The organism is Denitrobaculum tricleocarpae, assembly GCF_007004665.1.
GTDB lineage: Bacteria > Pseudomonadota > Alphaproteobacteria > Kiloniellales > Kiloniellaceae > Denitrobaculum > Denitrobaculum tricleocarpae.
The window spans coordinates 16,269-41,415 of sequence record NZ_ML660063.1; the positions used below are offsets into that span (position 1 = coordinate 16,269).

Annotated in this window: 24 protein-coding genes and 1 tRNA gene; 10 read left to right on the forward strand and 15 right to left on the reverse strand. The window is 60.2% G+C overall.

Going from position 1 to position 25,147, the window contains the following annotated elements; genetic code table 11:
- Window positions 1-10: 10 nt before the first annotated feature.
- Window positions 11-985, reverse strand: coding sequence for an alpha/beta hydrolase (locus FKG95_RS25580; RefSeq protein ID WP_142899295.1), 975 nt, complete (start codon window positions 983-985; stop codon window positions 11-13).
- A gap of 244 nt (window positions 986-1,229) precedes the next feature.
- Here FKG95_RS25580 and FKG95_RS25585 point away from each other — a divergent pair, with 244 nt between their 5' ends.
- Entirely contained in the window at window positions 1,230-2,345 is a 1,116-nt protein-coding gene (locus FKG95_RS25585) for a TRAP transporter substrate-binding protein (RefSeq protein ID WP_142899296.1), read from the forward strand.
- Window positions 2,346-2,361: 16 nt separating this feature from the next.
- Here FKG95_RS25585 and FKG95_RS25590 read toward each other — a convergent pair whose 3' ends face one another.
- Window positions 2,362-3,273: a cyclase family protein gene (locus tag FKG95_RS25590; RefSeq protein ID WP_142899297.1), complete on the reverse strand. Its 912-nt coding sequence runs from the start codon at window positions 3,271-3,273 to the stop codon at window positions 2,362-2,364.
- Between the two features lie 80 nt (window positions 3,274-3,353).
- Entirely contained in the window at window positions 3,354-5,363 is a 2,010-nt protein-coding gene (locus tag FKG95_RS25595) for a DUF6798 domain-containing protein (RefSeq protein WP_142899298.1), read from the reverse strand.
- Window positions 5,364-5,490: 127 nt separating this feature from the next.
- Here FKG95_RS25595 and FKG95_RS25600 point away from each other — a divergent pair, with 127 nt between their 5' ends.
- A complete protein-coding gene (locus tag FKG95_RS25600; RefSeq protein ID WP_142899299.1) occupies window positions 5,491-6,474 on the forward strand; it encodes a glycosyltransferase family 2 protein in 984 nt (327 codons plus the stop codon).
- A gap of 15 nt (window positions 6,475-6,489) precedes the next feature.
- Window positions 6,490-7,566 (forward strand): lysylphosphatidylglycerol synthase transmembrane domain-containing protein, encoded by a 1,077-nt coding sequence (locus FKG95_RS25605; RefSeq protein ID WP_142899300.1) that lies wholly within the window; start codon window positions 6,490-6,492, stop codon window positions 7,564-7,566.
- Between the two features lie 13 nt (window positions 7,567-7,579).
- Here the strand turns inward: FKG95_RS25605 and betI are convergent, their stop codons facing one another.
- The gene (gene betI / locus FKG95_RS25610; protein ID WP_142899301.1) at window positions 7,580-8,155 is read right to left on the reverse strand and encodes a choline-binding transcriptional repressor BetI; all 576 of its coding nucleotides are present in this window, start codon (window positions 8,153-8,155) and stop codon (window positions 7,580-7,582) included.
- Window positions 8,156-8,820: 665 nt separating this feature from the next.
- On the opposite strand from betI, the gene FKG95_RS25615 reads away from it, so the two are divergent.
- Window positions 8,821-10,026, forward strand: a complete 1,206-nt coding sequence (locus tag FKG95_RS25615; RefSeq protein ID WP_142899302.1) for a BCCT family transporter — start codon at window positions 8,821-8,823, stop codon at window positions 10,024-10,026.
- 35 nt (window positions 10,027-10,061) lie between these two features.
- On the opposite strand, the gene FKG95_RS25620 is transcribed toward FKG95_RS25615, so the two are convergent.
- Window positions 10,062-11,132 carry a hypothetical protein gene (locus FKG95_RS25620; protein ID WP_142899303.1) on the reverse strand — a complete coding sequence of 357 codons (1,071 nt, stop codon included), beginning with the start codon at window positions 11,130-11,132 and terminating at the stop codon, window positions 10,062-10,064.
- A 370-nt stretch (window positions 11,133-11,502) separates the two neighbouring features.
- Here FKG95_RS25620 and FKG95_RS25625 point away from each other — a divergent pair, with 370 nt between their 5' ends.
- Window positions 11,503-11,913, forward strand: coding sequence for an MAPEG family protein (locus tag FKG95_RS25625; RefSeq protein WP_142899304.1), 411 nt, complete (start codon window positions 11,503-11,505; stop codon window positions 11,911-11,913).
- 100 nt (window positions 11,914-12,013) lie between these two features.
- Here the strand turns inward: FKG95_RS25625 and FKG95_RS25630 are convergent, their stop codons facing one another.
- From FKG95_RS25630 to FKG95_RS25640, 3 genes are all read right to left on the reverse strand, one after another.
- Window positions 12,014-12,766 (reverse strand): peptidoglycan-binding domain-containing protein, encoded by a 753-nt coding sequence (locus FKG95_RS25630; protein WP_142899305.1) that lies wholly within the window; start codon window positions 12,764-12,766, stop codon window positions 12,014-12,016.
- Entirely contained in the window at window positions 12,750-13,145 is a 396-nt protein-coding gene (locus tag FKG95_RS29805) for an EF-hand domain-containing protein (RefSeq protein WP_179954287.1), read from the reverse strand. The genes FKG95_RS25630 and FKG95_RS29805 overlap by 17 nt, the downstream gene beginning before the upstream one ends.
- Before the next feature lie 245 nt (window positions 13,146-13,390).
- A complete protein-coding gene (locus FKG95_RS25640; RefSeq protein ID WP_142899306.1) occupies window positions 13,391-14,050 on the reverse strand; it encodes a DUF1062 domain-containing protein in 660 nt (219 codons plus the stop codon).
- A gap of 1,444 nt (window positions 14,051-15,494) precedes the next feature.
- Between FKG95_RS25640 and FKG95_RS25645 the strand changes: the two genes are divergently transcribed.
- The 4 genes from FKG95_RS25645 (at window position 15,495) to FKG95_RS25660 (ending at window position 18,126) form a co-directional block, all read left to right on the forward strand.
- Complete coding sequence (locus FKG95_RS25645) at window positions 15,495-16,310, forward strand: class I SAM-dependent methyltransferase (protein WP_142899307.1); 816 nt, start codon at window positions 15,495-15,497, stop codon at window positions 16,308-16,310.
- Between the two features lie 93 nt (window positions 16,311-16,403).
- Window positions 16,404-16,787, forward strand: a complete 384-nt coding sequence (gene cutA, locus FKG95_RS25650) for a divalent-cation tolerance protein CutA (protein WP_218940370.1) — start codon at window positions 16,404-16,406, stop codon at window positions 16,785-16,787.
- 9 nt (window positions 16,788-16,796) lie between these two features.
- Window positions 16,797-17,771: a hypothetical protein gene (locus FKG95_RS25655; RefSeq protein ID WP_142899308.1), complete on the forward strand. Its 975-nt coding sequence runs from the start codon at window positions 16,797-16,799 to the stop codon at window positions 17,769-17,771.
- Between the two features lie 79 nt (window positions 17,772-17,850).
- Window positions 17,851-18,126 (forward strand): I78 family peptidase inhibitor, encoded by a 276-nt coding sequence (locus tag FKG95_RS25660; RefSeq protein ID WP_179954288.1) that lies wholly within the window; start codon window positions 17,851-17,853, stop codon window positions 18,124-18,126.
- Between the two features lie 24 nt (window positions 18,127-18,150).
- Here the strand turns inward: FKG95_RS25660 and FKG95_RS25665 are convergent, their stop codons facing one another.
- From FKG95_RS25665 to FKG95_RS25700, 7 genes are all read right to left on the reverse strand, one after another.
- The gene (locus FKG95_RS25665; protein ID WP_142899310.1) at window positions 18,151-18,699 is read right to left on the reverse strand and encodes a riboflavin biosynthesis intermediates N-glycosidase; all 549 of its coding nucleotides are present in this window, start codon (window positions 18,697-18,699) and stop codon (window positions 18,151-18,153) included.
- A gap of 278 nt (window positions 18,700-18,977) precedes the next feature.
- Window positions 18,978-20,099, reverse strand: coding sequence for a slipin family protein (locus FKG95_RS25670; protein ID WP_142899311.1), 1,122 nt, complete (start codon window positions 20,097-20,099; stop codon window positions 18,978-18,980).
- A 501-nt stretch (window positions 20,100-20,600) separates the two neighbouring features.
- Window positions 20,601-20,677, reverse strand: a tRNA-Lys gene (locus FKG95_RS25680).
- 731 nt (window positions 20,678-21,408) lie between these two features.
- Window positions 21,409-21,933 (reverse strand): thioredoxin domain-containing protein, encoded by a 525-nt coding sequence (locus FKG95_RS25685; protein ID WP_142899312.1) that lies wholly within the window; start codon window positions 21,931-21,933, stop codon window positions 21,409-21,411.
- 307 nt (window positions 21,934-22,240) lie between these two features.
- Window positions 22,241-22,483 (reverse strand): glycine zipper domain-containing protein, encoded by a 243-nt coding sequence (locus tag FKG95_RS25690; protein WP_142899313.1) that lies wholly within the window; start codon window positions 22,481-22,483, stop codon window positions 22,241-22,243.
- Between the two features lie 150 nt (window positions 22,484-22,633).
- Window positions 22,634-23,479: a DMT family transporter gene (locus tag FKG95_RS25695; RefSeq protein ID WP_142899314.1), complete on the reverse strand. Its 846-nt coding sequence runs from the start codon at window positions 23,477-23,479 to the stop codon at window positions 22,634-22,636.
- A complete protein-coding gene (locus FKG95_RS25700; RefSeq protein WP_142899315.1) occupies window positions 23,476-23,865 on the reverse strand; it encodes a YjiS-like domain-containing protein in 390 nt (129 codons plus the stop codon). Before FKG95_RS25700 ends, FKG95_RS25695 begins: the two co-directional genes overlap by 4 nt.
- Before the next feature lie 251 nt (window positions 23,866-24,116).
- Here FKG95_RS25700 and FKG95_RS25705 point away from each other — a divergent pair, with 251 nt between their 5' ends.
- Window positions 24,117-25,073 carry a transcriptional regulator GcvA gene (locus tag FKG95_RS25705; protein ID WP_142899316.1) on the forward strand — a complete coding sequence of 319 codons (957 nt, stop codon included), beginning with the start codon at window positions 24,117-24,119 and terminating at the stop codon, window positions 25,071-25,073.
- The last annotated feature ends 74 nt before the right edge of the window (window positions 25,074-25,147 follow it).

Consider the following 25,147-nt stretch of genomic DNA (forward strand, 5'->3'; position numbering starts at 1 on the left):
CTCCGGGGCTTTACTCCCGGATAATGGTCGTGCGCCGGAATTCGTCTTCGGGGAAGACCCGGCCCGAGAGCAGGGTTGCGAAGATGTGATCGAAGACCAGACCGGGCTTGCCCTTCTTGCGGCCTGATCTGAAGTAGGAGTGGCCCTTGGGACTATCGTAGGCATTGTTCACGTCGTCGCATTCGACCGCATAGACGTTGCGCGGCGTCAGGTCCATGTTTTCCGGCCCGCTGTGGCCCAGGCGCCGGGAGGCGATCTTGTTCTTCAGGTTCGAGGCCTTGCTCGCGCGCAGCGCCAGATCGTCGGAGGCGTAGTAGACCACCACGTTGCGGGAAGCGTGACAGATCAGCTCGCCCCGTTCGCCCACATGAAGGGTCTCATTCACGACGTCGGCGGCCACCAGGAAGGTGTTGCGCATCAGCAGCGGAACGCCATTGGCCAGGTCGTATTTGTTCCAGGCGGCGAGAGTCTGCCGCAGGACCCGGTTGCCCATGGAGTGGGCCAGAACGTTGATCCGCTTCAGGCAGGGATCGGACTGCGGATTATGCTTCTCATCGCTGCGCCAGTTCATGAATTTCTCCAGGACCCGCGCGAAGGCGAAGGCGCTCTGGTCGGCGGCCTTCTGGTCGTCCCAGTAGTCCTGGACGATGCCCAGGTCGTCGTCGCAGGGCCAGATCAGGGGGATGACCAGGATTTCGCCCTTCTTCTTCTGATCGCAGAGTCTCTGAAACTCCATGGCGCCGTCGAAAACCGCTTCGGGCAGATTTGAAAATCCGTGGATATAGATCAGGACCTGCCGGTACTTGGCGTCTTTGAGCCTCTGCAGAAAGGGAATGCTGCCGAGCTCTGTGCAGTCGCCCTTCTTGTGATACTCGCAAAAGAACACCGAGTTGCTGGCGGCGTTGTTTTTCAGGTCGAAGTCGAAGCTCCGGCCCTTGGTGGTCTTGATGCTTTGTTTGGGAAATCGGTTGGTGATGAACAGCATGATGGTCTCCCTAATTCTTTGCCGAGGAAATTCCTTTGGAGCTGAAGAGGCGCCCCTTTTTAAAATCATTCGTAATCTAATGTAAAAAATGACGCTGGTCGCTACCGAATTTTTTCCTGCCCGGCAGGGGGCAAAAACACATCGCGTACCTGCGTGCCGCCCAGTCTGCACTGGAACCTGGCGGCGTTTTACGGCAGCATCCGGGGTGTGGAATTTCTTTGCGCAACGCAACAGGGGACGCAACATGAAACGACGCCGCTTTCTGAAAACCGCTGCAAAAGGCGCCGTCGCGGGCGCCGCCGCCACCACGGCCGCCGCAGCTGCAACGGGTATCCTGGGCGCACCCGCCATCGCACAGGAACGGACCGAATGGCGCATGGTGATGCCCTGGCCGAAGAATGCGCCTGGGGTCGGCGTCAATGCCCAGCGCCTTGCCGACCGCATCACCGCCATGAGCGGCGGACGCCTGACCGTGAAGCTCTTCGCCGGGGGTGAACTGGTGCCGCCTTTCGAGGTTTTCGATGCGGTGCGCAACGGCGTGGCCGAGATGGCGCACGCGACGCCCTATTACTGGCAGGGCAAGAGCAAGGCGCTGCACTATTTCACCGGTCTGCCGTTCGGCCTGACCGCCTGGGAAATGACCGGCTGGCTCTACTACGGCGGCGGGCAGGAACTTTGGGACGAGGTCTATGGCGGCTTTGGCCTGAAAGGTTTTTATGCGGGCAGCAGCGGCGTGCAGGCGGGCGGCTGGTTCCGCGACGAGATCACCGGCCTCGCCGACCTCCAGGGCCTGAAGATGCGCATCGCGGGCATCGGCGGCGAAGCCTTGCGGCGTCTCGGTGTCACGGTGGTACTCACGCCGCCGGGCGAGATCTTCCCGGCCATGCAGAGCGGGGTGGTCGATGCCGCCGAGTGGGTCGGCCCCTGGAACGATCTGGCCTTCGGCCTGCACAAGGTCGCGAAAAACTACTACCTGCCCGCGTTTCACGAAGGCGGTCCGGCCCTGGAGGCGATCGTCAACAAGGAGCTCTTCGAGGCTCTGCCCGGTGACCTGCAGGCCATCGTCGCGGCGGCCTGCTCCGCGACCGCCAACGAAACTCTGGCCGACTTCACCCGCCATAACATCGTGTCCCTCGAACCGCTGGTGCGGGACCACGGTGTGATTCTGCGCGAATGGCCGGACGAGATTGTCGTTGCCCTGGGCGAGGCGACCCGGGAGGTGGTCGCCGAACTGGCTGCGACAGATGGCACCACCAAGAAAATCCATACCTCCTACAGCGAATACCTGGAAGGCGCGCGCAAATGGAGTGTCGTCGGCGATCAGCGCTTCCTGGCCATGCGGGAGAAGGCGTCGGGATAACGGGTCGGTTGCGCGTCTAGTCGCTCTCCAGCCGCGCATGGGCCCGCACCGGGAAGGTGCCCATGCCGCGCACTTTTGGCGGCGCGGCGAAGAAGCGGAAGCCTTCGACGGGCAGGGCGGCAAGGTTGGTCATGTGCTCGACGATGGGAATCTCCGCCTTGAGAAGCACCGAATGGACCGGACGGGTGCCGCCGCTGGTGTCGTCGATGTTCAGGGAATCGATCCCGACAATCGTCGCGCCCTGATCGCGGAGGTAAACCGCCGCCGCCTCGGTCAGGAAGGGGTGACCTTCGAAGTATTGGTCGCTGCCCCAATGCCGGTCCCAGCCGGTCTCCACCAGAACCGCGCGGCCGCTGACGTCGCTGGCGGCGAAGGCCTGCCAGTCGATGGCGCGGTCTTGCGCACCCGAGACCCGCACCACCAGACCCGGCAGGTTCGAGACCTTTTCCAGCATCAGACCTTCCAGGTCATGGCCGTCGCGGTAGCGGTGCGCGGGTGTGTCGATATAGGTGCCGGTGTTCGCCACCATCTCGATCTTGCCGATCTGAAACTCCGTGCCTTCCGCGTAGTGGTCATGGGAGTCGAGAAAAGAAATGTGATCGCAGATCAGCGGCGCAGGCAGGCCTTTATAGGTGATCATGCCGTCTTTGATGGTATGGCTGAGATCGATAAAGCTCTGATCCGGGGTCTCTTCACCCGCTTCGTCCGCAACTGCGCCGCCGCGCTTGTGCCGTTCCTCGATAATCTCTTTGTTGAGGATGCGGACCTCGCCGACCATCAGCAGGCGCATGTCCTCGATGATGGCCGTGGCCAGCGCATCGTCGGCGATATCCTCGCCTTCGATATCCAGGCGGAAGCCCTGACCCTGGATCCCGCCGCCGTTGGAAAAATCGACCTCGAAGTCGAAGCTGACGCGCCGTTCGGTCATAATGTCTCTCCTGCCCAAAAACGCTCAAAACACGATCAGCGCCATGGTAATTTAACAGTTCTCCAGACAGCAAGCGGGCTCTATTCCCGCCTGTTCGAGAGCGCGACGATTTTATAGCGCCGGCCTTCGAAGACTGCCGGATAGTTGGTTTCCGTGGCGCGATAAAGGACAGCGTAGCGGACGCCGTACTGCTGTGCGATCCCGGCTATTTTACGGTCGCTGATCTCCTTGTACCGCGCGTCAAGGCGCCGCATCAGGGCAAAGCCGCCCAGGCCCTGACCCGAACTCTCATCCAAAGCCTCACCCGTATCCACACCCGGGCCGTCAAGCGCGCCGTAAGCGTTTTCGAGCCGTGCGAGCCAGCCCGCGGGGTCACCGAAGGTCCAGGATTTGAAGTCGACCACGATCGCACGCTCGGCAAAGATTCGAAAGGCGCCGAAATTGGGCGGCGTTAGAAAAACGGCGTCTTCCGGCAACTCGCGTTTCGCAAAGGCGGCGGCTTCAAGCAAAGCTCTCATGGTTCTGTTTTGACCCTCGTCGTCGGTCATCACCGCGTCAAAGGTCGGATAGCTCCGGATGTTGAAGCGTTCGCTCATCTGTGCTGCGGCGGTCGAAAGCCGTTGTCCGGCAAATGTTGCCACCATCCCCATGCTGCCCGCCAGACAGGCGAGCAGGGCGAGACGGAGCCAGGTCTGGCGAAAACTCATGGCTAAGACGGCAAGGGCCGCCACGACCAGGGACAGGAGGATGCCTGCCATCTGCGGATGATAGTCCCGGAAACTTACCAGGATCAGGAAACCCGCTGCGGCCGCCAGAGCCATCTCGCTCACCTGCAGCCGCCGTTCCGGATGGCGGGTCCATTGATAATAGGCACCGGCGCCCAGGATAAAGATCACGGGCTGGAGCGTGCCGTTGGCGCCCAGCAGGAGCAGGCAAAAGACGCAGCACTTGGCGAAACTGCCCTCACGTCCGATCTGTGCCGCGGCTATGGCGGCGAAAATGATCGCGAACCACAGGAAGATGTAGAGATAACGATAAGCCTGCAGGGTCACGAACATCCGGATCGGCCAGACCTCGACAAAGAGGTAGCCGAGGACGCAGAGCAGGACCAACCCGGCAGCAAAAATGAACAGGTAGGTCTGGTGTGCCAGAATCGCCTTGGCTGGACTGTCGGCTGTGGCCGGCTCGGTTCCCGGAACCCGGGCGGAGGCTTCGGGCAGGGGCGATCTCCGCAAGGCGGCGAAGAGAATGGCCGTGGCACAGAGGAATAATGCCGTCAGAAGGTACTGGGTCGGACCCCAGGTGCTCGGCAGATAGTGGTGTGGGTTTCGGATCGTTGCCACGACATGGACGTAGCTTTCCAGGTCGAGCGTCGAGGAACTGAGGCGGGCCCAGAAGACGGCAAACGGCAGAAGACATAGAAAGCCGGCGGCTCCGGACATCAGAGCGGAGCGTTTGAATTTGATGACCGGCCGCCATTTGGCCTCGATCGTCACCGTTGCGACGACAAGCAAGGTGCCCAGCGCCATGATACCGCAGGCGACGCCCAGTAAGGGTTGGAGCAAAGAGGTCACACCGGCGATGATGCCACAGGCGGCGCCGCGCCCCTGCAGTGCCAGAAGGATTGCCAGAAGGCTGAGCGACTTGGCCAGATGAGCGGGGATCAGGTCGGCGCTGACAATCTGCAGCACCTCCCCGAAGTCGTGCAGTTCCCAGGACATGACCAGCAGGGCGGCGATCAGTCCGGCGGTTTCGCCGCCCTTGAAGACCCGGGCCGTCGCGTAATAGATCACGCTGGCGGAAAAGAGCACACCAAGCAGATAAAGCGCGAAGTAAGCGCTCTCGAGACCGAGGATACGCGCCGTGCCTGCGACGAGCGCGACGAAAAAGGTTCGCCCGTTCAGCCCGCTCATCTCGTTGACGTACCAGTCATTGACCAGGAACCCGGGATCGAGTTCACGCATCACCAGCGGCATTTGGGAGACCTGATTACTGATCAGGCTGACGATCGTGTACTGACGGAAAAAGACAGCGGCCAACGCAAATAAAACAATGTAGAGGATGTACTCGTACCGGATGAATTTATTCATGTTTTTTTGAAACTCTGTCCTGTACCTTGCCGAACAGGCGACGGCTCCTGCCAAAAGCCTTCTAATTCCCGTGCTTTTTCCGATGTTTTAAGTCGCCAGCCGTCGATTTTGGGAAGTCCCTCTATTCATGCAAGTCCAAAGTAAACGCATAAGCATTAACAAATCCGGCGTTGATGATGTATCGCTCAGCGTGATTGTTCCGGTTTACAACGAAGCCGGTTCCATTGCCAAGCTGACGGAGCAACTGATCCGGCAATTGCGGGACATGGGCTATGCTTTCGATCTGATCCTGGTCGACGACGGCTCGACGGACGAAACAGCCAGGGAGCTGCGGCTTCTGTCGGAACGCTTCCCGGAGATAAAGCCGCGTTTTCTGGCGCGCAATTACGGTCAGTCGACGGCCATGCAGTGCGGTTTCGATAGTTCAGAGGCGGATGTCATCGTGACCCTGGACGGCGATCTGCAAAACGACCCGGCCGATATTCCCATGATGGTCGAGCGTCTTTTACGCGAAGACCTCGACGTTGTGTCCGGATGGCGGAGGCAACGGCGGGACCCGTTTTTGCGCAAGATGTTGTCACGGGTCGCAAATCGGATTATCGCGCGGTTGACGCGGGTTGATCTGCATGATTTCGGCTGTTCGCTGAAGGTGTACCGGCGGGAGCTTCTGATCCGGACGCGGATTTATGGTGAAATGCACCGCTTTCTGCCTGCGCTGCTGGGCGAGGTCGGTGCCAAGGTTGCTGAGAGCGAGGTCAATCACAAGCCACGGGTTCACGGTCATTCGAAGTACAGCCTTGACCGGACCTTTCGGGTGTTGCTCGATATCGTCTTCGTGGTTTTTCTTCGAAAGTACCTGCAGCGGCCTCTGCATTTCTTTGGCGGCGCCGGCCTTGTGTGTCTGATCCCCGGCTCTGCCGGCCTGGGGTATCTCGTGCTGTTGAAACTCTTCGCCGGTGCCGATATCGGGACCCGGCCACTCTTGGTCCTCTCCGCGCTGCTGGTTCTGGTCGGGGTGATCCTGATTTGTCAGGGCTTGGTCGGTGAGGTGATCAGCCGCATTCTCTTCGAGGCCGGTAAGCGGCCTCAGTATTACCTGAAGCGTGAGTAAAGCGCCGCCCGCCCAATGACGCATCCTTCCGACGACAGCGGCCCGGCCGAGGCGGCACCCGCCGCAACGGCGAACAAAAGCCCCGATGGGTCCGGTCAGATGAAGCCGGAGGCCGGCCGGAGGAAGAGTCTTTTGCGGATTCTCCTGGCCGTCGTGGTAACCGCTGTTTTCGGTTTCCTGTTTCTGCGTTTCGCGCCTCTCGATCTGATGGTCGCTTCGCTTGCGTCGGCCTCGCCGGAGATGCTGGCGTCGTCATTCTGTCTGGTGGTTCTGGGCCAGCTCTTCAGGGGCTGGCGCATTGCCGTGTTGGTGAGCCCGCGCGCGGCACCGAGTTTTATCGCCTACCGGATCTCCGTTCTTCATAACTTTCTGGCGTCTTTACTGCCGGCCCGTCTTGGGGAACTGGCCCTGCCTGCGATGCTCAAGCGCAGCTACGGCATCGACTATGCGGTGGGGGCGGGCATTCTGTTGGGCGCCCGCATCCTTGATCTGCTGATCATTCTGAGCGTCGCCGGCATCACTTTCTGGATCGTCGTTCCTGCCGGCAGCGAGCTTGGGTGGCTCCGCGGTCTCGGGTTGCTTGGCGGTTTCTGCGCCATTGCGGCCTTTCTGGCGATGCAGTATCTGCGCCGCGGGTCCGCCCATCTGGCTGACCGGCTCGCCTTGCGGACCCGAAGCAAAAAGGGCGGCAGACTCATGCTCTTGATCATCAAGATCCTGCGCGCCTGCGCCGCGATCCCGGCGCGGCGGTTATTCCTTGCGCAAGTCTCGAGCCTGGCCGTCTGGCTCGCGCTCTTTGCGGCCTATCACGTCGCTGCTTTGGCAGTCACGGCAAGCATGCCGGTCGACACTACACTCTTCGCAGGCACCTTGGGTTCAATTGCATTTGTTCTGCCGATCAATGGCATTGCCCAGGTCGGTCCGTTTGAAGCGGCCTGGACGTTCGGCGGGATACTCGGCGGACTCTCCACCGCCGACGCTCTCGCGGTCGCTGTGGCGATTCATGGCGTTACTTTTGTCGGCGGGGCGCTGCAGGCGGGATTTGTGCTGCTCGTCAAACTGCTGTCGCCGTTGCGGAGCGGCGCGGCATAGCTGCGGCGGGACCTCAGCCGATCAGCATGGTAATGACCCGCTCGGCCTCCTGGCGGGCGGTCTCGCCGCCGGAGTCATCTGCGCTATGGGCCTTACGCAGCCAGGCGCCGTCCATATAGGCCTGCAGGGCGCGCCGGGCCGTGTCTTTTTGGTCAGGCGGCAGCAGCTGGCCGAGCTCCGCGTTCAGGTTCGTGCGGACGCGGCTCCGGTTGATCCGCTGCAAGCGCGCCAGGGGTTTGCTGTAAGGCGCATAGGCCCAGAACTGCATCCAGACGTTACAGGTTTCGCCGGTAAAGAGCGTGTCGCTGAAGTTCGCCAGGATCAGGGCGCTCAGGCGGGCACGGTGATCCTCTGCCTTTGCGAGCCGCTCCAGAGTCTCGCGCTTCAGGGCGGCCAGGAACCGGCGCATGGTGGCTTCCAGCAGCTCTTCCTTGCCGCCGAAGTAATAGTGGATGCTGCCCGCCGAGGCCCCGGCCCGCGCCGCGATCTGATTGACCGTGACCGCCGCAAAGCCGTGCTCAGCGACCGCGGAAATGGCGGCGTCGATCAGTTCCTCGCGGCGGACATCCTTGATGCGCTGTCGGCCCATCTTCTCCCTCGTGACGGAGTGCACCGCCGTGAAAGGCCGGTCCTGCTGCGATTGCAGGCATGGCGGCCCTTGTTGCTTTGTTCCAGGGAAAACAACCCGGTGGCCCGAGTTTACACAGCTCCAGAACGAGCTTCAAGTTGTACAAGCGAATTTTAAATTGCACGACCGTGCAAAATTCGGCATACTAAGATATAAATTTTACACACTGGGGTATTCAGAGGAGACTATGATTCTCTGAGACTTGGGGTGAGCAAGAGCCTGATCGTTCCGTTTGAGACAAACGGATCGTGAATCAGTCTCTCACATAACAGGAGTCTGATCGTTCCGTTTGGTACAAATAGAACGTGAATCAGTCTCTCACATGACAGGAGCCTGATCGTTCCGTTTGAGACAAACGGATCGTGAATCAGTCTCTCACATAACAAGAGCCTGATCGTTCCGTTTGGTACAAATGGAACGTGAATCAGTCTCTCACATAACAGGAGCCTGATCGTTTCATTTGAACCAAATGAGACGTGAATCAGTCTCCCAACAAAAAGAGCCTGATCGTCGCGTCTGATGCAAAGCGGGGCGGGAATCAGTGCCTCAATAAATCGGGGGAGGGCGGTCTTCGCTCTGGATCGCCATACTTAAGAGCGATTGTGCCCTGCAAGTGGGAGGAAGCCGTGACTTTAGTTTTATCCGCGGGTGTGTTGCTCGCGCTGGCGATGGTGGTGTTCAGCCTCGTCAAATGGGGGAACCTCGAATGCATCGGTGTGACGCCGGTGCCGCTTTTCACCTTTATCGCGATTCTCTTTACCTCGGGCCTGGATGTCGGCCTGATCATGTTTCCGCTGACCGAGTTTCCGGTTTACGCCGATGTCGCGGCAAGCCCTGAATATGCCTTCACAAATCCGCTCGCGATCGAGTTCGGATTCTGGGGTTTCATGATTTGGGGTTTCTACTTCCTGACCAGCTTTTACTTCTGCGTCATTGAGCCCCGGGTCGGCTTTTTCGAGATCCCCTGGGTCCGCTTGCTCAACAACATCGTCATAATAGGCACCTGCGCCTTCACGGCTTATCTCTTCCTGACCAACCTGCCCTGGTACGCGCCGCAGATCGGCGATGGCCAGAGCATCACCGCGACCTTCTATCTGATCGTCTTCGTGGTGATCCTGGCGTCGGTCTATTCCAGCACCGACATCAAGTACGTGAAGATCCTCAGCCTGGCCTCGACCTGGCTTTTCCTGGGGCTGATCGCGCTGATGGCTATCGCCGCCGGCATGGGCGGCACGGCGATTGCCGAGAGCGCCGGGCTGATCGGCGGCTACTTTACGAACATCCACAAGTTCGTGTTGCCGATCAACGACTACCATGAGTTCTATCTTTTCTGGTGGTTCGCCTGGAGCATCATGATCGGCCAGTTCACCTCGCGCTTCGTCGGCGGACTGAAGACCTGGCAGGTGCTCTTCGCGCTCCTCGTCTTCCCCTCGATCCCGCTCGCGATCTGGTTCTCGGTGCTCTATTATTACCATCTGAACAGCATCGATATTGCCGGCCTCTTCAGCATCGCCATGATCGTCGTCGGCGTGACCTTCGTGATCAACTCGCTGGATTCCCTGACCCGGCTCTATTCGGACAATCTCTCGCTGACCGTGGCCCGCCTGGGGCGCATGAAGTACATCGCCATTCACGTGGCGCTGCTCTTCGGTCTGACCCTGCTGTTCAAGCTCGACTTCCTGCAGATCCAGTGGATCGGCGCGATCGTCATCGGCATCTATTTTGCCTGTCTCGCCTACATCATCACCACCAAGCGCAGCGAGGTCATGGCGATCCGCACCTCACCGGAAGGCCGCGAGGTCGACTTCAGCAAGATCGGAAAAGCGCACTAACACCGCTTGCGGCAAAGACCCCGGCGCTTGTCCCGTTATGCGGGGTGGGCGCCGGGATTTTTCGTTTCTGAGGGGGCTGCGCCGAGCGCGTTCCAGCCGCGAAGTTGCGCATAAGCAGAGCAGAGAGCGGCGCAGACCACCGCGATGCAGATGTAAATAATGGCGAACTCACCTATGTGAATCGGTGCAAAGAAGGCCAGTGTGAAGTAATCGTCTCCATACCTTGGTAGAAGGCCGGTCAGGTTGTTGAGGAAGTGATAGACTTTGGGGCTTGCAAACAGGAAAAGCGATCTTGCGACCATAGCCAAGCCTGCCAGTACAAATAGTATCGCAATGAGTTTCAGGCCATTTCCTCTGGCCAATCGCCAGGCCCCCGATAGGCCCAACCGGTAATCCTCAGTCTCGCCCTTTCGGTCATCCACTGCCAGGCCTGGGAGCACGAGGCTAAAGCGCATCAGCACCAGCATGAGCACCAGAAAACCTGACCAAAACCAAAGATACTGGCTGGTAACCATAAAACTTATTTCTCCTGCGTAGGGAAAGAAGGTGCCAAAACGTCCTGACTGGGGGAAAAAGCCGAGGCGGAACAGCAGGTCATCCCCCTTAAACGCCCACGTGAAAAGCTGCCAGGGCATGATCACGCGTACCGGAACCGCCATCAGCTGCACCAGCGCAAGCATTGGGTTCGTGAAGATGGAAAACAAAATCCAGGGCAGGAACAATGCCGTAAAGGGCAGGGCGAGGATTACAATAGATAACAAGCTGTAGGTGAACCAGATACGCTGCCGCCGCCCAAGCAGCAGGCGGGGGATCAGCCCGGCCTTTTCGCCAAGGAGCATCTGTCGGCAACAGGCGACACCAAAGATTGTGAAGGGCAAAAAGCCCAACAGGTGTAACGCCGTCGTATAGAGAAACAGTCCTTTAATCTTGGGGTCTACGGACGTCATTGCGAAGATGACGGCTGAAATCCCGACACTCAGGATCATCGGCAAAAGCGCCAGCTTCGCCAGACCCCTGAACTGCCCGAAGACCTGCGAGAAGGCCTCGCGGAAGGTTCGGCCAAAGGAGAGCCTGGGCCGCATCGCCGGGGCGCTGTCATGCGTCATAATCTGGCGTTTCCGGATTGAAGAAAAGCTGCAACCGGAACGATAAATGGCCTTCCCTTATTTAGGGTAAAGACGGCGCCGCCCGGATGCTGGCCGCACCGCCGTGAGGCGGTGCATCCCTCCGTGACATTATATAATGCCCCTGATTCCTTGCAGATCGTACGTCAATCTGTGCAGAGAGTTCAGATTTCGCGAGAAAACTTGATTTCCCGTCCAGCGCTCCGCAACTCGTCAGACAGCCGCGCTGAAAGCTGCATCGGATCTTCCCCGGAAAAGCAATTCCGGATGTCCCCTGTCTTTTCGCGCGGTCCTTTCGGATCAACGGATTTGATGTGCCGGAGAGGCACCTCGCATCACAAGGACACGACTCATGGAAACAGCTTATTTCTATCTCGCCCTGAGCGGGATGCTCACGGTTCTGCTCTGGACGCCCTACATTCTGGCGCGGGTGTTCGTCTGGGGCCTGCCGACCTTTCTGAACAACTACCCCGCCGGTTTCCCGGTCGAGCAGCCGGCGCCGCCGCTCTGGGCGGAACGGGCCAAGCGCGCGCACCTCAATCTGGTCGAGACCATGCCCGCCTTCATCGCGGTCGTTTTGGGTGTTGCCTTCTTCGGGGGCGAAACGGCAGGTTCCACGGTCGGACTTTGGGCGCAGATCTTCTTCCTCGCCCGTCTCGCGCATGCGGTGGTCTATACGCTCGGCATCCCCTACCTGCGCACGCCGACCTATCTGGTGTCCTGGGCCGCCATTCTGGTGATCGGCGCGCAGGTGGTGATCTGACGGTCCCAGGACTGATAACCGCACCCGCGGCAAACCGCTGGGTGCAACGCGAAGCGGGCGGGACCTGATGAGCAGAGCCCGTTCGCTCCCTGCCGGGGCGCTAAAGGCTGGCGCGCATCAGATTGACGAGATCCTCGGTCAGGACGCCGTTCTGCGGCAAGCCCTTGATCTGCTGAAACGCCCGGGTTGCCGCGCGCGTGCCGCCGCCTTGGATACCATCGATCGGGCCCTGATAATGCCCCAGCGCCACCAGCAGCCGCTGCGCGGCCTGGATATCGGGTGCGGCCACAAGCGGCGCACCGCCCACCCGTTGGGATTTCCACTGCTCGAAAAGTTCCCGTTCGCGGAGTTCGCGCCGCAATTCCTCTTCCTGCAGGGTGCTCTGGCGGTCGAAGTCGAGTTGGCGCTGCACATCGCGGTCTCGCGCGTCCTCCGCCCGGGCATCGCGCTGACGCTCCAGTTCGAGCTGCCGCTCCATTTCGCGGTCACGCGAGGTCTCACGTTCCTTGCTCTTGCGCTCTTCCACCGGGCGGTCCACGACCTGATTTCCGATCACCCCGCCCAGAATGGCGCCGCCGACAATCGCCGCCAACTGGCCCTTGCCTTTTCCAATGGTCGAACCCAAGACGCCGCCTGCAGCTGCTCCGCCGATCGTTCCAAGCGCCGGGGCGGCAGGTTCGCTCTCACCTGAGTCCGAGGCGCAACCCGCGAGTGCGAGAGCGGCGATCAGTCCCGCGGTGACGACGGCAGCGCGTACGTGCGGCTTTGAACGTGGTCGCCCCGCCACCGCGCGCGCTGGAGATGGAGACAGCCAAGATCTGCTTTGCCGGCTCGCACTATTGAACGCCGTCATGGGTCAAGACCTCCTCTATCGTGAGTGTGCCGTCCGCATTGCTGTCGGCCTGTTTGAACTGATTGAGTTTCCGCTTCATGACTTCCTCGAAAGAGAGACTGCCGTTGCCGTCTCCGTCCATCGGGGCGATCGCATCCTGAAAATCTGCTCCGAGCTCGCCGCTTTCGAGACTGCGGTTACCGTCGCTGTCGATTGCGACGAAGCCCTCAATGGTATCGTGCGCCAATTCCGCCTCGTCGATCAGGCCGTCGCCATTCTGATCGGCTGCCTCGAAAGCGGCGCGTGTCGCGAGTTCATTTTCGGATTGCGCCGTGGCGTGCGATAGGCCGGTGGCCGTCAGCAGCAGGGTCAATCCTGCAAGAATTACAGTCTGTTTCATCGAGGCCGTCTCCTTCTCCTTCTCCAGGTTTTGCCTTTGTCTGATACAGCGTGGGAGCCCCATCCGCCCACTTGCTCCGTTCTGTCCCCCTTTTTTGCAGTCTTTCGTCAGGTTTACACGGACGCTGGCCCCAAGCTTGGATGAGCATGCACTGCCCGTGCTCAGACCGCTGGTCTTCGCCATAAAAGAATTAGAGTGATGTCTTGCAATGTAAACGGGCAGTAACATGAGCGGCCCACTGCCCTTTAGAGGTCTCGCGGACGCTGTCCGGATGCCAGGGAGAGAACCCGCGCGGCATCCTGAAGATCCGAGAGGTCGATATGAACCTGCAACCCGTCGGTCACCGGCTTGCGCAGCTGATACGCTCCCTTCAAAGCCGCTCTCACTTTGCCCTGCCTTGCCAATCCTGCGATCCGCGTGCGGGAGAGGCCCAGTTCCCGGGCCAGCACACGGTCGGCCCGCACCGCGGTCGGGTGGGGCAGGGAGAACTCGATCTCGATGCGCGATGTGGTGCAGTTGGGGCCTGAGATCACGGCTTTCTGCACCGTGACGTCGCCGCAGATCTCGATCTCTCCGCTGAAGCGGCGCAAGCCCGCCAGGTCGAAGGCGAAAGACTTAGCCAAGGCGGCGTCGTTGGATTGCAAGGCGCCGAGGACGCCAGGATCCAGCGCCTGCACAGCCTGACGCTCGACGACCGGGCGTTTCCAGGTCGTTTCGCAGAGGCTGCAACGATAGAGCAGCCAGGCGTCGAGGCGCTTGCCGTTCGCGTTGAGCCGGAATTTGCCGCTGGTCTCGAAGGCGGCGGTTTGTCCGCAGCCGCTGCAGAAGAGCAGGGGCCGCGGCGCGGTCAGGGGGCTCACCGTCCAGCGGACGGAGAGCCAGTGGCCGTAAAAAAGGCGAGTCATCTCGTTTCGGTCTTCCTGTTGGAAGTCCGCCGAGGTGACGGTCAGGGAATCTTTGCTGAGTTCCCGATGATCGGTATGGAGGTCTGATCAAGCGGCGCAGTGTGACGTTTTATTCTTGGGGCCGACGGTCCGCGAACAGAGCGGGTTGATCGCCGGGATGGTCCTCAAAAAAGTTGAGCGCAGCGGTCCGGAGAACGCGTTGGAAAATGCCATACCGGTCTCGAACCGCCACCCCTGCGAAGCGCTGTCAAACTGCATGGCCCGCGCCCTGAAAAAGGATGCGGTCATGCAACGGGTGGATTTAGGTCATGCGTTCATGACCCGGGTGAGACCGGCGGTTATGATGGCAAAGCGCGGCTCCGGCTGTTTGTTTTCAGAAAGACAGGAAGGAAGTTGTATCGAAATCCGGGGAATTTGGGCAAGAGCGAACTGCGCCAGGCGCCACCTGGAGCCCTTTTCACTGCAGTCCCGCGGCAGGCCGGCGTTCAGGTCTTTTTTGTCGTTTCGAAGGATTGATGCCGTCTTTGTCCAGAAATTTCGACGTGGTTCGCCTCGGGTTACTTGAGGCAACGGAGCTCAGCGGCAGTTTCATTGCCGTGGTATTGTGTTGGACTGCACCTTCGCCCGTCAGTGACTCGCCGCTGCTCCGGAGTATTTCCGATCAAGGGTAGAGGAGACTGTGACCTCCGCAATTTTTCTTGCGGCGCAGTCATAGCTTCTTGATCGCCCGGTTCCGTGATTTGACTCTGTCGGGTTACGCGGCAGATGCGCCGCGATCGGTATTAAACGGCTGTTCGCGAAGCTTATGCAACGGGTTCCGACATGCTCCTAGAGAATTCCGGGACATCTTCTGAAAATATAAAATTTAGAAATACGCATAATATAAATAAAAGCTCCTTTTTATACATGAATTTTATTTAAAAATCGTGCTTCAGTTTTTGATCAACTGTCTTGAGGAGATCGAGCGTCGCACAGCCGTCACTTGCTGCAAGCGTCTGCGCTGTTGAACCTGGCCACCGCATTTCCCAACGAAGGGGTTTTCACAGCTGGATCTTTGAAAAACCTATTTAAAATATTGAAAAATAGTTATAAAAATTGAAGTGTTCCAAATAAGTGTTTCCGGGCAGGAGATTGAATGCAGGCTTCCCGCCGCGTGTTGCGGTAAGGCTTTTCGTCAAGGCCCGGGGCGTGCCTCCGGCTTGACGAAAACTCTATTCATCTCTTTGCCGAACAAAATGCGGGTTTTAAAGGGATTTGTAAGAATCTGAAATATAACATTAAAATTAACAAAATCATCATGTGTGGATGTTGTTACTTAAAAGAAAGCTTTATGTTATTTGATTTGGGTGGCCGATTCGCCTTCAATTCATGGCTTTGAACCCTTGCCGGTCTGGATTTTGCCGCCCCGCTGCGCGGCTTTGTCGCCAACAAAAAAGGAACAGATATGTCCGAAGCATCCCTATCCGATTACAGTCTGGGTCATGAGAGCGCTTTCCTGGGGTACCTGCGGCTCAGGAACGCCGAGACCTCGGTCCGGTTCGCCCGGGACCGGATCAGGGAGGATAGCCGGATCCTGGACTGCGGATGCGGTCCCGGTTCCATCACGGTCGGTCTCGCGGAATGGGCGCCGAAGGGGCAGACGGTCGGGATCGACATCAACGGGGCGCAGCTGGTCGGCGCGCAGGCGATGGCGCAGGCCATGGGCGTCGAAAACGTTTCCTTTCGCGAAGCCAACCTCTTCGATTTGCCTTTTGCCGACGAAAGCTTCGATTTCGTCTTTGCCCAGACCGTCTTTTGCCACATTCCGAACCGGGACAGGGCGATGCGGGAGATCCATCGCGTGCTTTCCTCGGGCGGTCACGTCGCGCTCCGCGATATCATCAATGAGCAGGTCGTCATCCTGCCCGGGGATGCGCGATTGCAGAGGCTGAACCGGATCGTCCGCCAGGGCATTATCTCGACCGGCGGCGACCCGGATGTCGGGCGTGTTCTCGGCCCGCTGCTCCAGCATAACGGCTTCGAAGCCATCGAGGTGTCGCTGGACTGGGAGCAGGCGCCCAGGGGCGAGCAGCGTGCGGACTACTTCTGCAATCTGGTCGAAACACTGGCAAGCGGCAGTCTCGGTGCGCGCGCGCTGGAAAAGGGCTGGTGCACGCGCGAAGAGCGCGATGAAATCGTCGAGGCCTGGCGCGACCTCGCCCGTGACCCCTTCGGCTGCTCCGGCTTGCCGCTCGTACAGGCTCTCGGCCGGAAAGCCTGAGACACGCGAACGTGGAAATGCGCTGGCGATGTCCGGGTTGGGAGTCGTAAGCTTCCAACCCGCGGATGTGATGGAGGGCAGGGGCGAAAAGGCGTGGCGAAGAAAGACACTGCAACTGGAGACACCGAAGCTGAAGGCGCCAAAACTGAAGGTGCCGAAAAAGACCGCCCGGTTCTGATCCAGATAACTGTGCCCGACCAAACGGTTGCCGGGTCGATCGCGACCGCATTGGTCGAACGGCGCCTGGCCGCCGCCGTCCATATGGCGGAGATCGCTTCGGTCTATCGCTGGCAGGGGGCGGTCCGGCGGGGACCGGAGATCGTCCTGACCGCGAAAAGCCTTGCGGCGCGCTTCGCGGCGGTAAAGGCACTGGTCGATGAACTGCACCCCTACGAACTGCCGCCGCTGCTCCGGGTCGATATCGCGCAGACCTCGCCCGAGTATGCCCATTGGATTGCGGAGAACACGGATGGGTGATCACCCGATATGAAAGAGATCGCGTTACGGCACGTCGCCAAAATCCCGCCTCCGCCCAAAGGATTCAAATTCGTTTCGGTCTCTGTCTCGCTCCAGGGCGCGGCGCAGCTTCTCTACATCGAGACCAAGGCCGAAAGTCTGGTGCACCGGCAAACAGAAAGCGATGGTTTCGCGGTGTTTCCCGTGCCGGACATGGGGGCCGCCTTTCGCTACAGACTCGTGACGACGGGTGGTGAGAACTCGCGTGAAATCGACTTCCCGCCTTTCGAGTTTGCTTTCCCCATGGTTGACGTCTTCGCGGACGGATCCGCCGCTATTGTGGGCAGCCGCTGCAGATGGCGGTCAAAAGACGACTACGATGTAAACGGCATGATTGTCGATCGCGCGACGGGACAGGAAATACGCTTCCTCGCGGGCGACGGTGTTCAGGACATTGGCGTGGATGGAAGCGACCGCCTCTGGATTTCCTACTTCGACGAGGGAGTCTACGGTAATTTTGGCTGGGGAAATCTTGATCCGAATGGGGAGCGCACGCCTGCGCCTGTCGGCGCCTCCGGTCTCAACTGTTTCGACCGGCGTGGCGACATCGTCTGGCAGCACGATCAGGAGCAGCAATTCATCGACGACTGCTACGCGCTGAACGTGACCCGGGACGTGACCCACTTCTATTTCTACTCGGATTTCGATCTGGGGCATGTCTCGAGCGACTTTACGGCCCTCTACCGAAAGACGGATATCAGAGGCGCTCACGCCTTCGCCATTTCGCCGGACAGAGTTCTCTTCTCAGGCCAATACGACGACCCGCCCGATCGCGTCTATCTGCTGTCGCTCCAAGGAGACGAAAGCGCGAAGTCCCGGACAGGCCGCTTGCTCTTGCCCGCTGGCAAGATCCCCAAGGATGTAACCCTGATCGGCCGCGGTTCGTCGCTGCACCTCTTTACCAGGAAGGACTGGTACAGGGTCACCCTGGAGGAAATCGAATAGCGGCGCAGGTTTTGGGTTCCGAGCCACGGGCCTCCTCTTCCGCCAAAACGCATTTCAAATGAAAAAGGAAACACCCGACATGAAGTTCTTGCCGAAGCGATCTCTGCCCACCGTCGTTACTCTCCTCGCTGTGACCGCCCTGTCCGGCTGCGCGGCGACCGAAGCAAAGGACGCCTGCGGCGCGGAGGGTTATCAGTCTCTGGTCGGAACCTCGCTTGCCGCCGTCACCCTGCCCGCATCGCTGAACAGCCGCATCATTCAGCCCGGCGATCTGGTGACGCAGGATTATGCCGAGGACCGGATCAACTTCGAGCTTGATGATAAAGGCACGATCACGCGGGTGTTTTGCGGGTAACTTTGATTTTGACCTGCTCCCGGGTCATTCCCTCTCGCGCAGCCGCCGCCGGGTTTCCATCAGGGCGAAACCCAGCAGGTTTTCGCCCTGCCAGTTGCGCGGATCTTCGATCAGGGGATCATCCGCGGCCAGACCGACGCCCCAGATCTGATCGAGCGGACTGGCCTCGACCAGAACGCGGGCGCCGGTGTTGAGCAGAAACACTTTCAGCTCGGGGTTCTGACTGAACTTTTCGATATTGCCGCGCACCACGATCTCGAATTTCCTCTCGTCCCAGAGGCATTGCTCGAAGTCACGCACCTCCCGCCCCAGGGCCTTCGCTTTACCTGGATTCTCCGCTGCCAGGATCTCGGCCGATTTCTCCGCATCTCCGAAAAGCCGCGCCTTCGCGGCCATCATGAAGTGCTCGACCGTCTTATAAAGCTCGCCGTCATGGGTGAAGGGCGCGTCGTACCATTGGCTGAAACAGGTCTTGGTGACCAGACCTTCCGTTTTCCTGTGGCCCCAAAAGTAGACGTATTTCACCCGGTTGCCCGTACTCAGGTAAGTGATCAGATCCCGTGTGTTCTTCATCGATCAGTTCCAGCCTGCGTGCGGCCGCTACCTGCCGCGGTTCATTCTTATCTTAGTCGTAATTATGTCCCTATAATGGCATGGCCATTGAGGCCGGGAGCTTTTCCGCTCCCGGCCCCTCCGGCCATCCGGACTCCCTGGTTTGCCTTCTCCGGAACCGGGTCTGCCTGACCCGGAGCCATGAGAGCGCGGAGCGTCACCGGCACAGTCAAGAGGCTAGCTCTTAGTCAAGAGGCTGATTCACGTCTTTCACTGAAGCAGCGAAAGACGATCAGGCTCTAGCGCGGCCGGATTCGCACCAGGTCGTCCAGCACGCCATCCATGCCGTTTCCGACGATGACGTTGCCGACCTTCTCGGACACCTTCTCAAGCGCCTCGAGTTCCTTCAGCCGCAGCAGGATGGGGTTGTCCTCCATCAGCTTTGCGGTGTTCAGGAGCGACCGCGTTGCCGCGGTCTCCTCGCGCCGCTTGATGACGTTGGCCTGAGCGGTCTTTTCCGCTTCGATGACCCGGTTCATCAGCTCCCGCACGTCTCCGGGCAGGATGATGTCCTTCACACCGACGGAGGGGACTTCAAGGCCCGCGTCGCCGAGCTTCGGCAGCAGCAAGTCCGCCACCGCCGCGTTGATGCCCAGCTTGTCGCCGAGCACCTCTTCCAGCGTCCGGGTGCCGATGACCTGCCGCAGAGCGAACTGGAGCTCCTTGTACAGGAAGTCCTTCAGGTCCGCGGTCAGCGCGACGGCCTTGACCGGATCTGCGACCCGGTAGACAGCCGTCACGTTGGCCCGCAGGCCGATCCGGTCCTTGGTCAGCACCTCCTGACCGGTGACCTCCAGGCTCTGCAGCCGAAGGTCAAAGGTCACGACATCGATGCGCCGCAGCGCCTTCACAAAGGCATAGCGGCCCGGCGTCAGTTGCTTGGTCAGCACGCCGTCGACGTAGAGCAGTCCGACATGGTCGGAGACCACTTCGGCGACCGCCACCAGCTCCCGCACACCGAGCCGCACTAGGGGTGCGACCAGCCGCTCGGGCAGGACGTAGTCGTTGGCGGCGTCCAGGATCTCGATGGTTACCTCCCGCAGCCGCTTTCCGTAGAAAGCCACGCTGCGCGGTGCGACCAGGCCGGCCAGCTTGCCGTCGACGGTGACCAGGCCCAGCTCGCCGTCGCCCATGTTGGCCACGGCAAAGTGCGCCTCGACGACCTGCCGATGGGTCAGGTAAAGCGCGGCGAGCTCCGGATCCTTCACGGACATGGCCCGCAGGTCGAGCTTGATCACTTCGATCTTGCCCCGCCCCCGCGCAAAGCGGTGGACACCCGGCCCCAGCACCCGCTGGAATGCCCGGTTCCGGTACAGGAGACCGAGCTCGAAGTCTGCAATTTTCTCGGTCTTGTAAACCATCGAACTTGTCCTTTCTCTTCTTCTTTCTTTCGTCTTTTTCTTTTCGTCCTCGCGAAGGACCGGAACCGAAGAAAGTTCCTATAAAATATTTTTCGAGGCCTGTTTTAAGACCAGGCTGAGTCAGGCGTACCGGAAGAGCCCCGGCTTTGGGCTCTGGACGGCCTCGACGTTCTCCCTCCGTCACCCGGGCAGACCCCCGGGGTGCCGATCGCCACCGGGCTTCCTCCCGAAGGACAAAGCTGCAGCGGCGGCACGGCGTGCCGGGGCCCTTTTCAGGCAACGTTGGAGCGCGTGGAGAGGCCGCACGAAGCAACCCGCAACCTGGCGCTGTTCCTGGCGCGCGCCCTGACCGAAGCCAAAGGCACGCGCGTCCGAACAGAGCCTGGCGCCCTTCCGGTATCCTTCGTTTATGATCAGCTTGGAAGGCTGAGTGGGATGGAGGGATTCGAACCCTCTACCGCTAGATTATAAGTCTAGTGCTCTACCCAATGAGCTACATCGTGGTGCCAGACACGAGACTCGAACCCGCAACCTCCGGACTTAAAAAGCCGGTGCTCTACCAATTGAGCTAGTCTGGCCAACCCGGCACTTAATGCTCGATACACGCACAGCACATTACCAATACCGAGCGCGCCGGACGGGCTTTTGAACCCGAACCATAGAGCGGTCTGTTACCGGCGTTTGCCGGTAAAAAGTACCAAACGAATGAAGGCTCCTGATCCTCTCGCGAGGGATACTTCTCGTGGTCGTTTATGTCTGCAAATATTTCATCATCGTCCTGCCTCCGTTGCTTTGTTCAAGCCGGGGCAGGACACGCGCGGAACGCGGGTCTAGACCCCGGTTGTTGTGGCCCAGTTCGCTGGGTGAATAGATAGTTCCCGTATCATCGGCGGGCTTTCTCTTGCGCGTTGATCGGCGGCGTTATTGCGACCGAGGGGCAGGGTATAATCCGGAAGCGATTCCGAAATCAACCGTGAATTGGGTGCGGACCGCGAAAAGACCGATTGGGAAAGTCTGTGCGCACGACGCTTGCGGAATCTTGCGTGACGGGGGTGAGAGGAGATGTTTGCTTGCGTGGCGCAAAGACAAGGCTCGCGCTGACCGGGAGTCCTGAAATCAGTTTCAGGGACAGTTTCGTAACCTCTATTCAGCTCGCATCACACAAGGTGGTGCAGGGGCGATTCGCCCTGGCTCATTGCAAACCACCCCTGGAAACCGTGGCTGGAGACGACCCGTCCCGGATTTCCCCAGACCTGATTCATAAATACGAGTGATCGCCCTCGGCGATTCCATCTAAATATGAATTGCTCTAGGAGTTCGCGGCGCTGCTCGACCGCAGGAGACGGCGGAATTCGCGGGTCAGAGTTGCGCTCGAATTGTTACCGACAAGAACATCGCGCTTGCGGCCCTTGCCGTCGAAGAGGATCAGCGTGACGTGACCAACGCCATGTTCCTGGGCGAAGTCGCGGCCCTTTTCACTGCGGATGTTTGCGACCAGGTACTGCAGTTCGCCGTCGAACTTCGCCAGCGCATCCCGGGTCTCGCCCTGCAGCTCGACGCAGCGCGGGCAATTGGGGTCATGGATCTGAACGATGGTCGGCATGCCGTTGCCCAGTTTCGTGAGATCCAGCTCGCTGATTGTCGCGCTGACATGCCCGATGGCATAGATCCCGCCGCCGGCAATCACCGCGCCCAGCAGGCCCCACTCGCCAAAACGCCGCATGGCCTCGCGCCGGCTCCTCTTCGAGGCGTTACCGGCATTGGTCCCGGCGCTGTTTGTCGGCGCGGTTTTCTGGCTGCCGGCCGGTTTGGTCTTATGCTTTTTTCGTTTCATCGCTTTTCATCGCTTCTCTTCTTGAGACTCCCATCATCCTGAGCGGGGCCCTGCCGGCCTGGCCTGGAACAGATCAGGTCTTTCGCGAACCGCCATTCGCGATCTGTCAGACTTGGGAAGCTGCTTAACCTCTATGACCCAGGCCAAGCCACAAGGCCCCAATCGCTATAACGAGAGGCGCGGAAAAGAGTTCGCGGAAAAGCGTTTTTTTATTGACGGACGCGCGTGAGGATGGCCGGAAGGCGTGGTTTAGGCGCGGAAAAGCTGAAGTCTTGGGGGGGGCAGACCTAGAGCGCCCGAGTGCGGCTCATTCGCGCGGCTTGCCTGTCTGGCCATCACTCTGGGCCCCAGACTGAGCTTCAGCCTGCTGTTGCTTTTTGGATTTGCCGAGCGCGGCACCGACGATCAGGCCGAAAGTCAAACCCAGAGCCAGGCCGATGCTGGTATCGCCGATGGCCGCCCCGAACACCAGGCCAACCGCCATGCCGACAGCCAGACCCATGCCCGTGTAATAGGTCACGGGATTGTCGATCCGCTGCTGATCACTCATTTGATGCCCTCCTTGCGGGCTTTAGAGATGGGTGTCCGAAGCTGCCTCTTCAACTCAAGGTATTCTATCTCTTGAGAGAATTCAAAAAAATCCGGTCACAGGCAGTCGTTGCAGTGATGTAGAGAGTGAGACCAGACCTCCGTCAGTCAACTATCGTCTTTTTATCGAGAAGAGCACCGCAATCAGCACGAGCGAGCCGCCGAGAAATGTCGCAGTGGTGGGAATCTCCACAAACAGCAGGAACGCGAAAACCGGTGCAAGCGGGGTTTCCAAAGTGCTTAAAAGAGCGGTCTGTCCGGAGGGAACCCGTTTGGCGCCTTCCGCCAGGGTGACCGATGCGATGGCGAACAGCAGTCCGAACGCGGCGAGGATACAGACCTCCGCAGGTTCGACAGTGAAGGGGCTCCCAAGCATCGCGGCAACGGGCAGCAGAAGCAGCGACTGCAGAACTTGAGGGCCCGCCCCGGGTGTCGCCGGATATTTCCGGTAAAGGACCATGATCGCGGCCATGGCGATGGTCATCCACAGGGCCAGCAAATCTCCGGTCAGGCTGATCTCTCCCAGAGAACCCGACACGATAATCGCCACGCCTGCAACTGCGCCGGCAGATCCCGCCATCGTTCGTGTCGAGACCCTCTCGCCAATGAAGATCCAGGCCAGCAGCCCGGCGATCAGCGGGGAGGCCGCATAGATCAGCGAAACATTGGCGATGGAGGTGAGTTTGAAGGCCGGGATGAAGGCCGCCGTCCCCAAGGCGCCGACGACGCCGACGGCCAATCCGCCGTAGCCCATGCCCAGAAAGTTCTGCCGCAGGCTTCCACGCTTTGCCGTCCAGAAGGTCGTGAAGGCAGCGGCAAAGAGGCCGCGCCAGAAGATCACCTCCCACGATCCGGCGTCGACGCCCTTGGTGAAGAGGCCCGCCGTGCTGAAGGTGATCGCCGAAATCACCAAAAGAAAAACGCCGGCGCTGTGTGCGGAACGCGGTGATCGACTCATCCCTGCCGGCCGCCGTGCTGGGTCCTGCCCTCGGCGATCGCGCCTCCTGCCCTGCGGGGCGTCTCACGGATCATCTCTTCCAGTGCCGGGACGGTCCGGACGCGCTCCAGCCCGATATCCGCCAGACTGTGGTCGTTCAAGGACCGGAGCGCGCGGATCGCGGCGCGCCGCCTGTGCCAGCGGACGATCCCGCCGATCATCCGCTGCAGCGGGGATTCCGGATGCGTCAATTCCCGATGCGCCGATCTCAGATGGGCTTGCCACCGAACCGCCGGTTCCGGTTCCACCGGTTCCAGTTCCACCGCTTCCGGACACCCGGCACGTCTCCCCCGGAAACGGCTGTCCGGATTGGGCAGCCCGCAGGTTGGGTTCATGGAGTGCGTCATCGGATTCCGCTTTGACCCTTTGCCGGGGTGATAATATTTAGATACATTTGATCTATAGGATCATCGATATTGCGCCTTGCCTTGACACAATGAGGTCTTGAATTACCTGAAAGGTATGAATATTTGTGATCTCCAGCAAACGAGAAGATCTGCACTTATCTGTTAGAAAATCTAAGTTATATATCCAGGCGCAGAATTGGGCACAGATGCAGACCCTGGCGAAGATGTAGACCGGGGCGAAGATCTAGAGAATGATGCGACCGCTCCCACCCCTGAACGCCCTCCGGGCTTTTGAAACGGCCGCCCGGCACCTCAGCTTCACCAAAGCGGCGGCGGAGCTGAACGTCACCCCGGCCGCGGTCAGCCATCAGATCAAGGCGCTGGAGGAGCTGCTCGGCGTGCTTCTGTTCCGCCGCCTGCCGCGGGCGCTGCGGCTGACCGATGCCGGTCAGGCGGCCCTGCCGATCCTCGGCCAGGGCTTCGAAAAGCTGTCCCAGGCGGTCGAGCAGATCCGTGCCCACAGCGAGAGCGGGCTCTTGACCATCAGCGTCAGCCCCTCCTTCGGCGCCCTGTGGCTGGTGCCCCGGCTCGAGCGCTTTCGGGCCCGGCACCCGGAGATCGAGACCCGCATCGACGGTACCGACCGCCGGGTCGACCTGACGCGCGGCGATGCCGACGTGGCGCTGCGCTATGGTCCCGGCGGCTATGACGGGGTGCGGGTCGACCGGCTGTTCGGTCAGGTCAACACCCCTGTCTGCAGTCCGGCGCTCTTGCGCGGTGCCCAGCCCATGACCAAATCTCCCCAGGCAAAGCAACCCCTGCGCAGTCCGGAAGACCTGCGCCACCACACCCTGCTGCACATCGTCTGGAAAGACGCCGAGGCGAGCTGGCGCATGTGGCTGCTGGCCGCCGGCCTGCCCGACATCGACCCGACCCGCGGACCGCACTTCACCCAGGAGAGCATGGCGGTTGAGGCTGCGCTCGACGGCCAGGGCGTGGCTCTGGTCGGCGACATCCTGGTGGCCGACCACCTCGCCGCCGGCCGCCTCGTGCGCCCCTTCGACCCCAGCCTCAGCACGCCGCTCACCTTCGCCTACTACCTGCTGAGCACCAATGACAGCGCCGAGCAACCCAAGGTCACGGCCTTCCGCACCTGGCTGCTCGAAGAAGCCCGCGCGACGCGGCCTGAGGCAAGGGAGCGGACTTGAGGCCCAATCGAAAACCTGTTGTCCGTCACCGACAGACCCCGGTAACCGGCGATCCGATCTGGCCGCTTAACGAC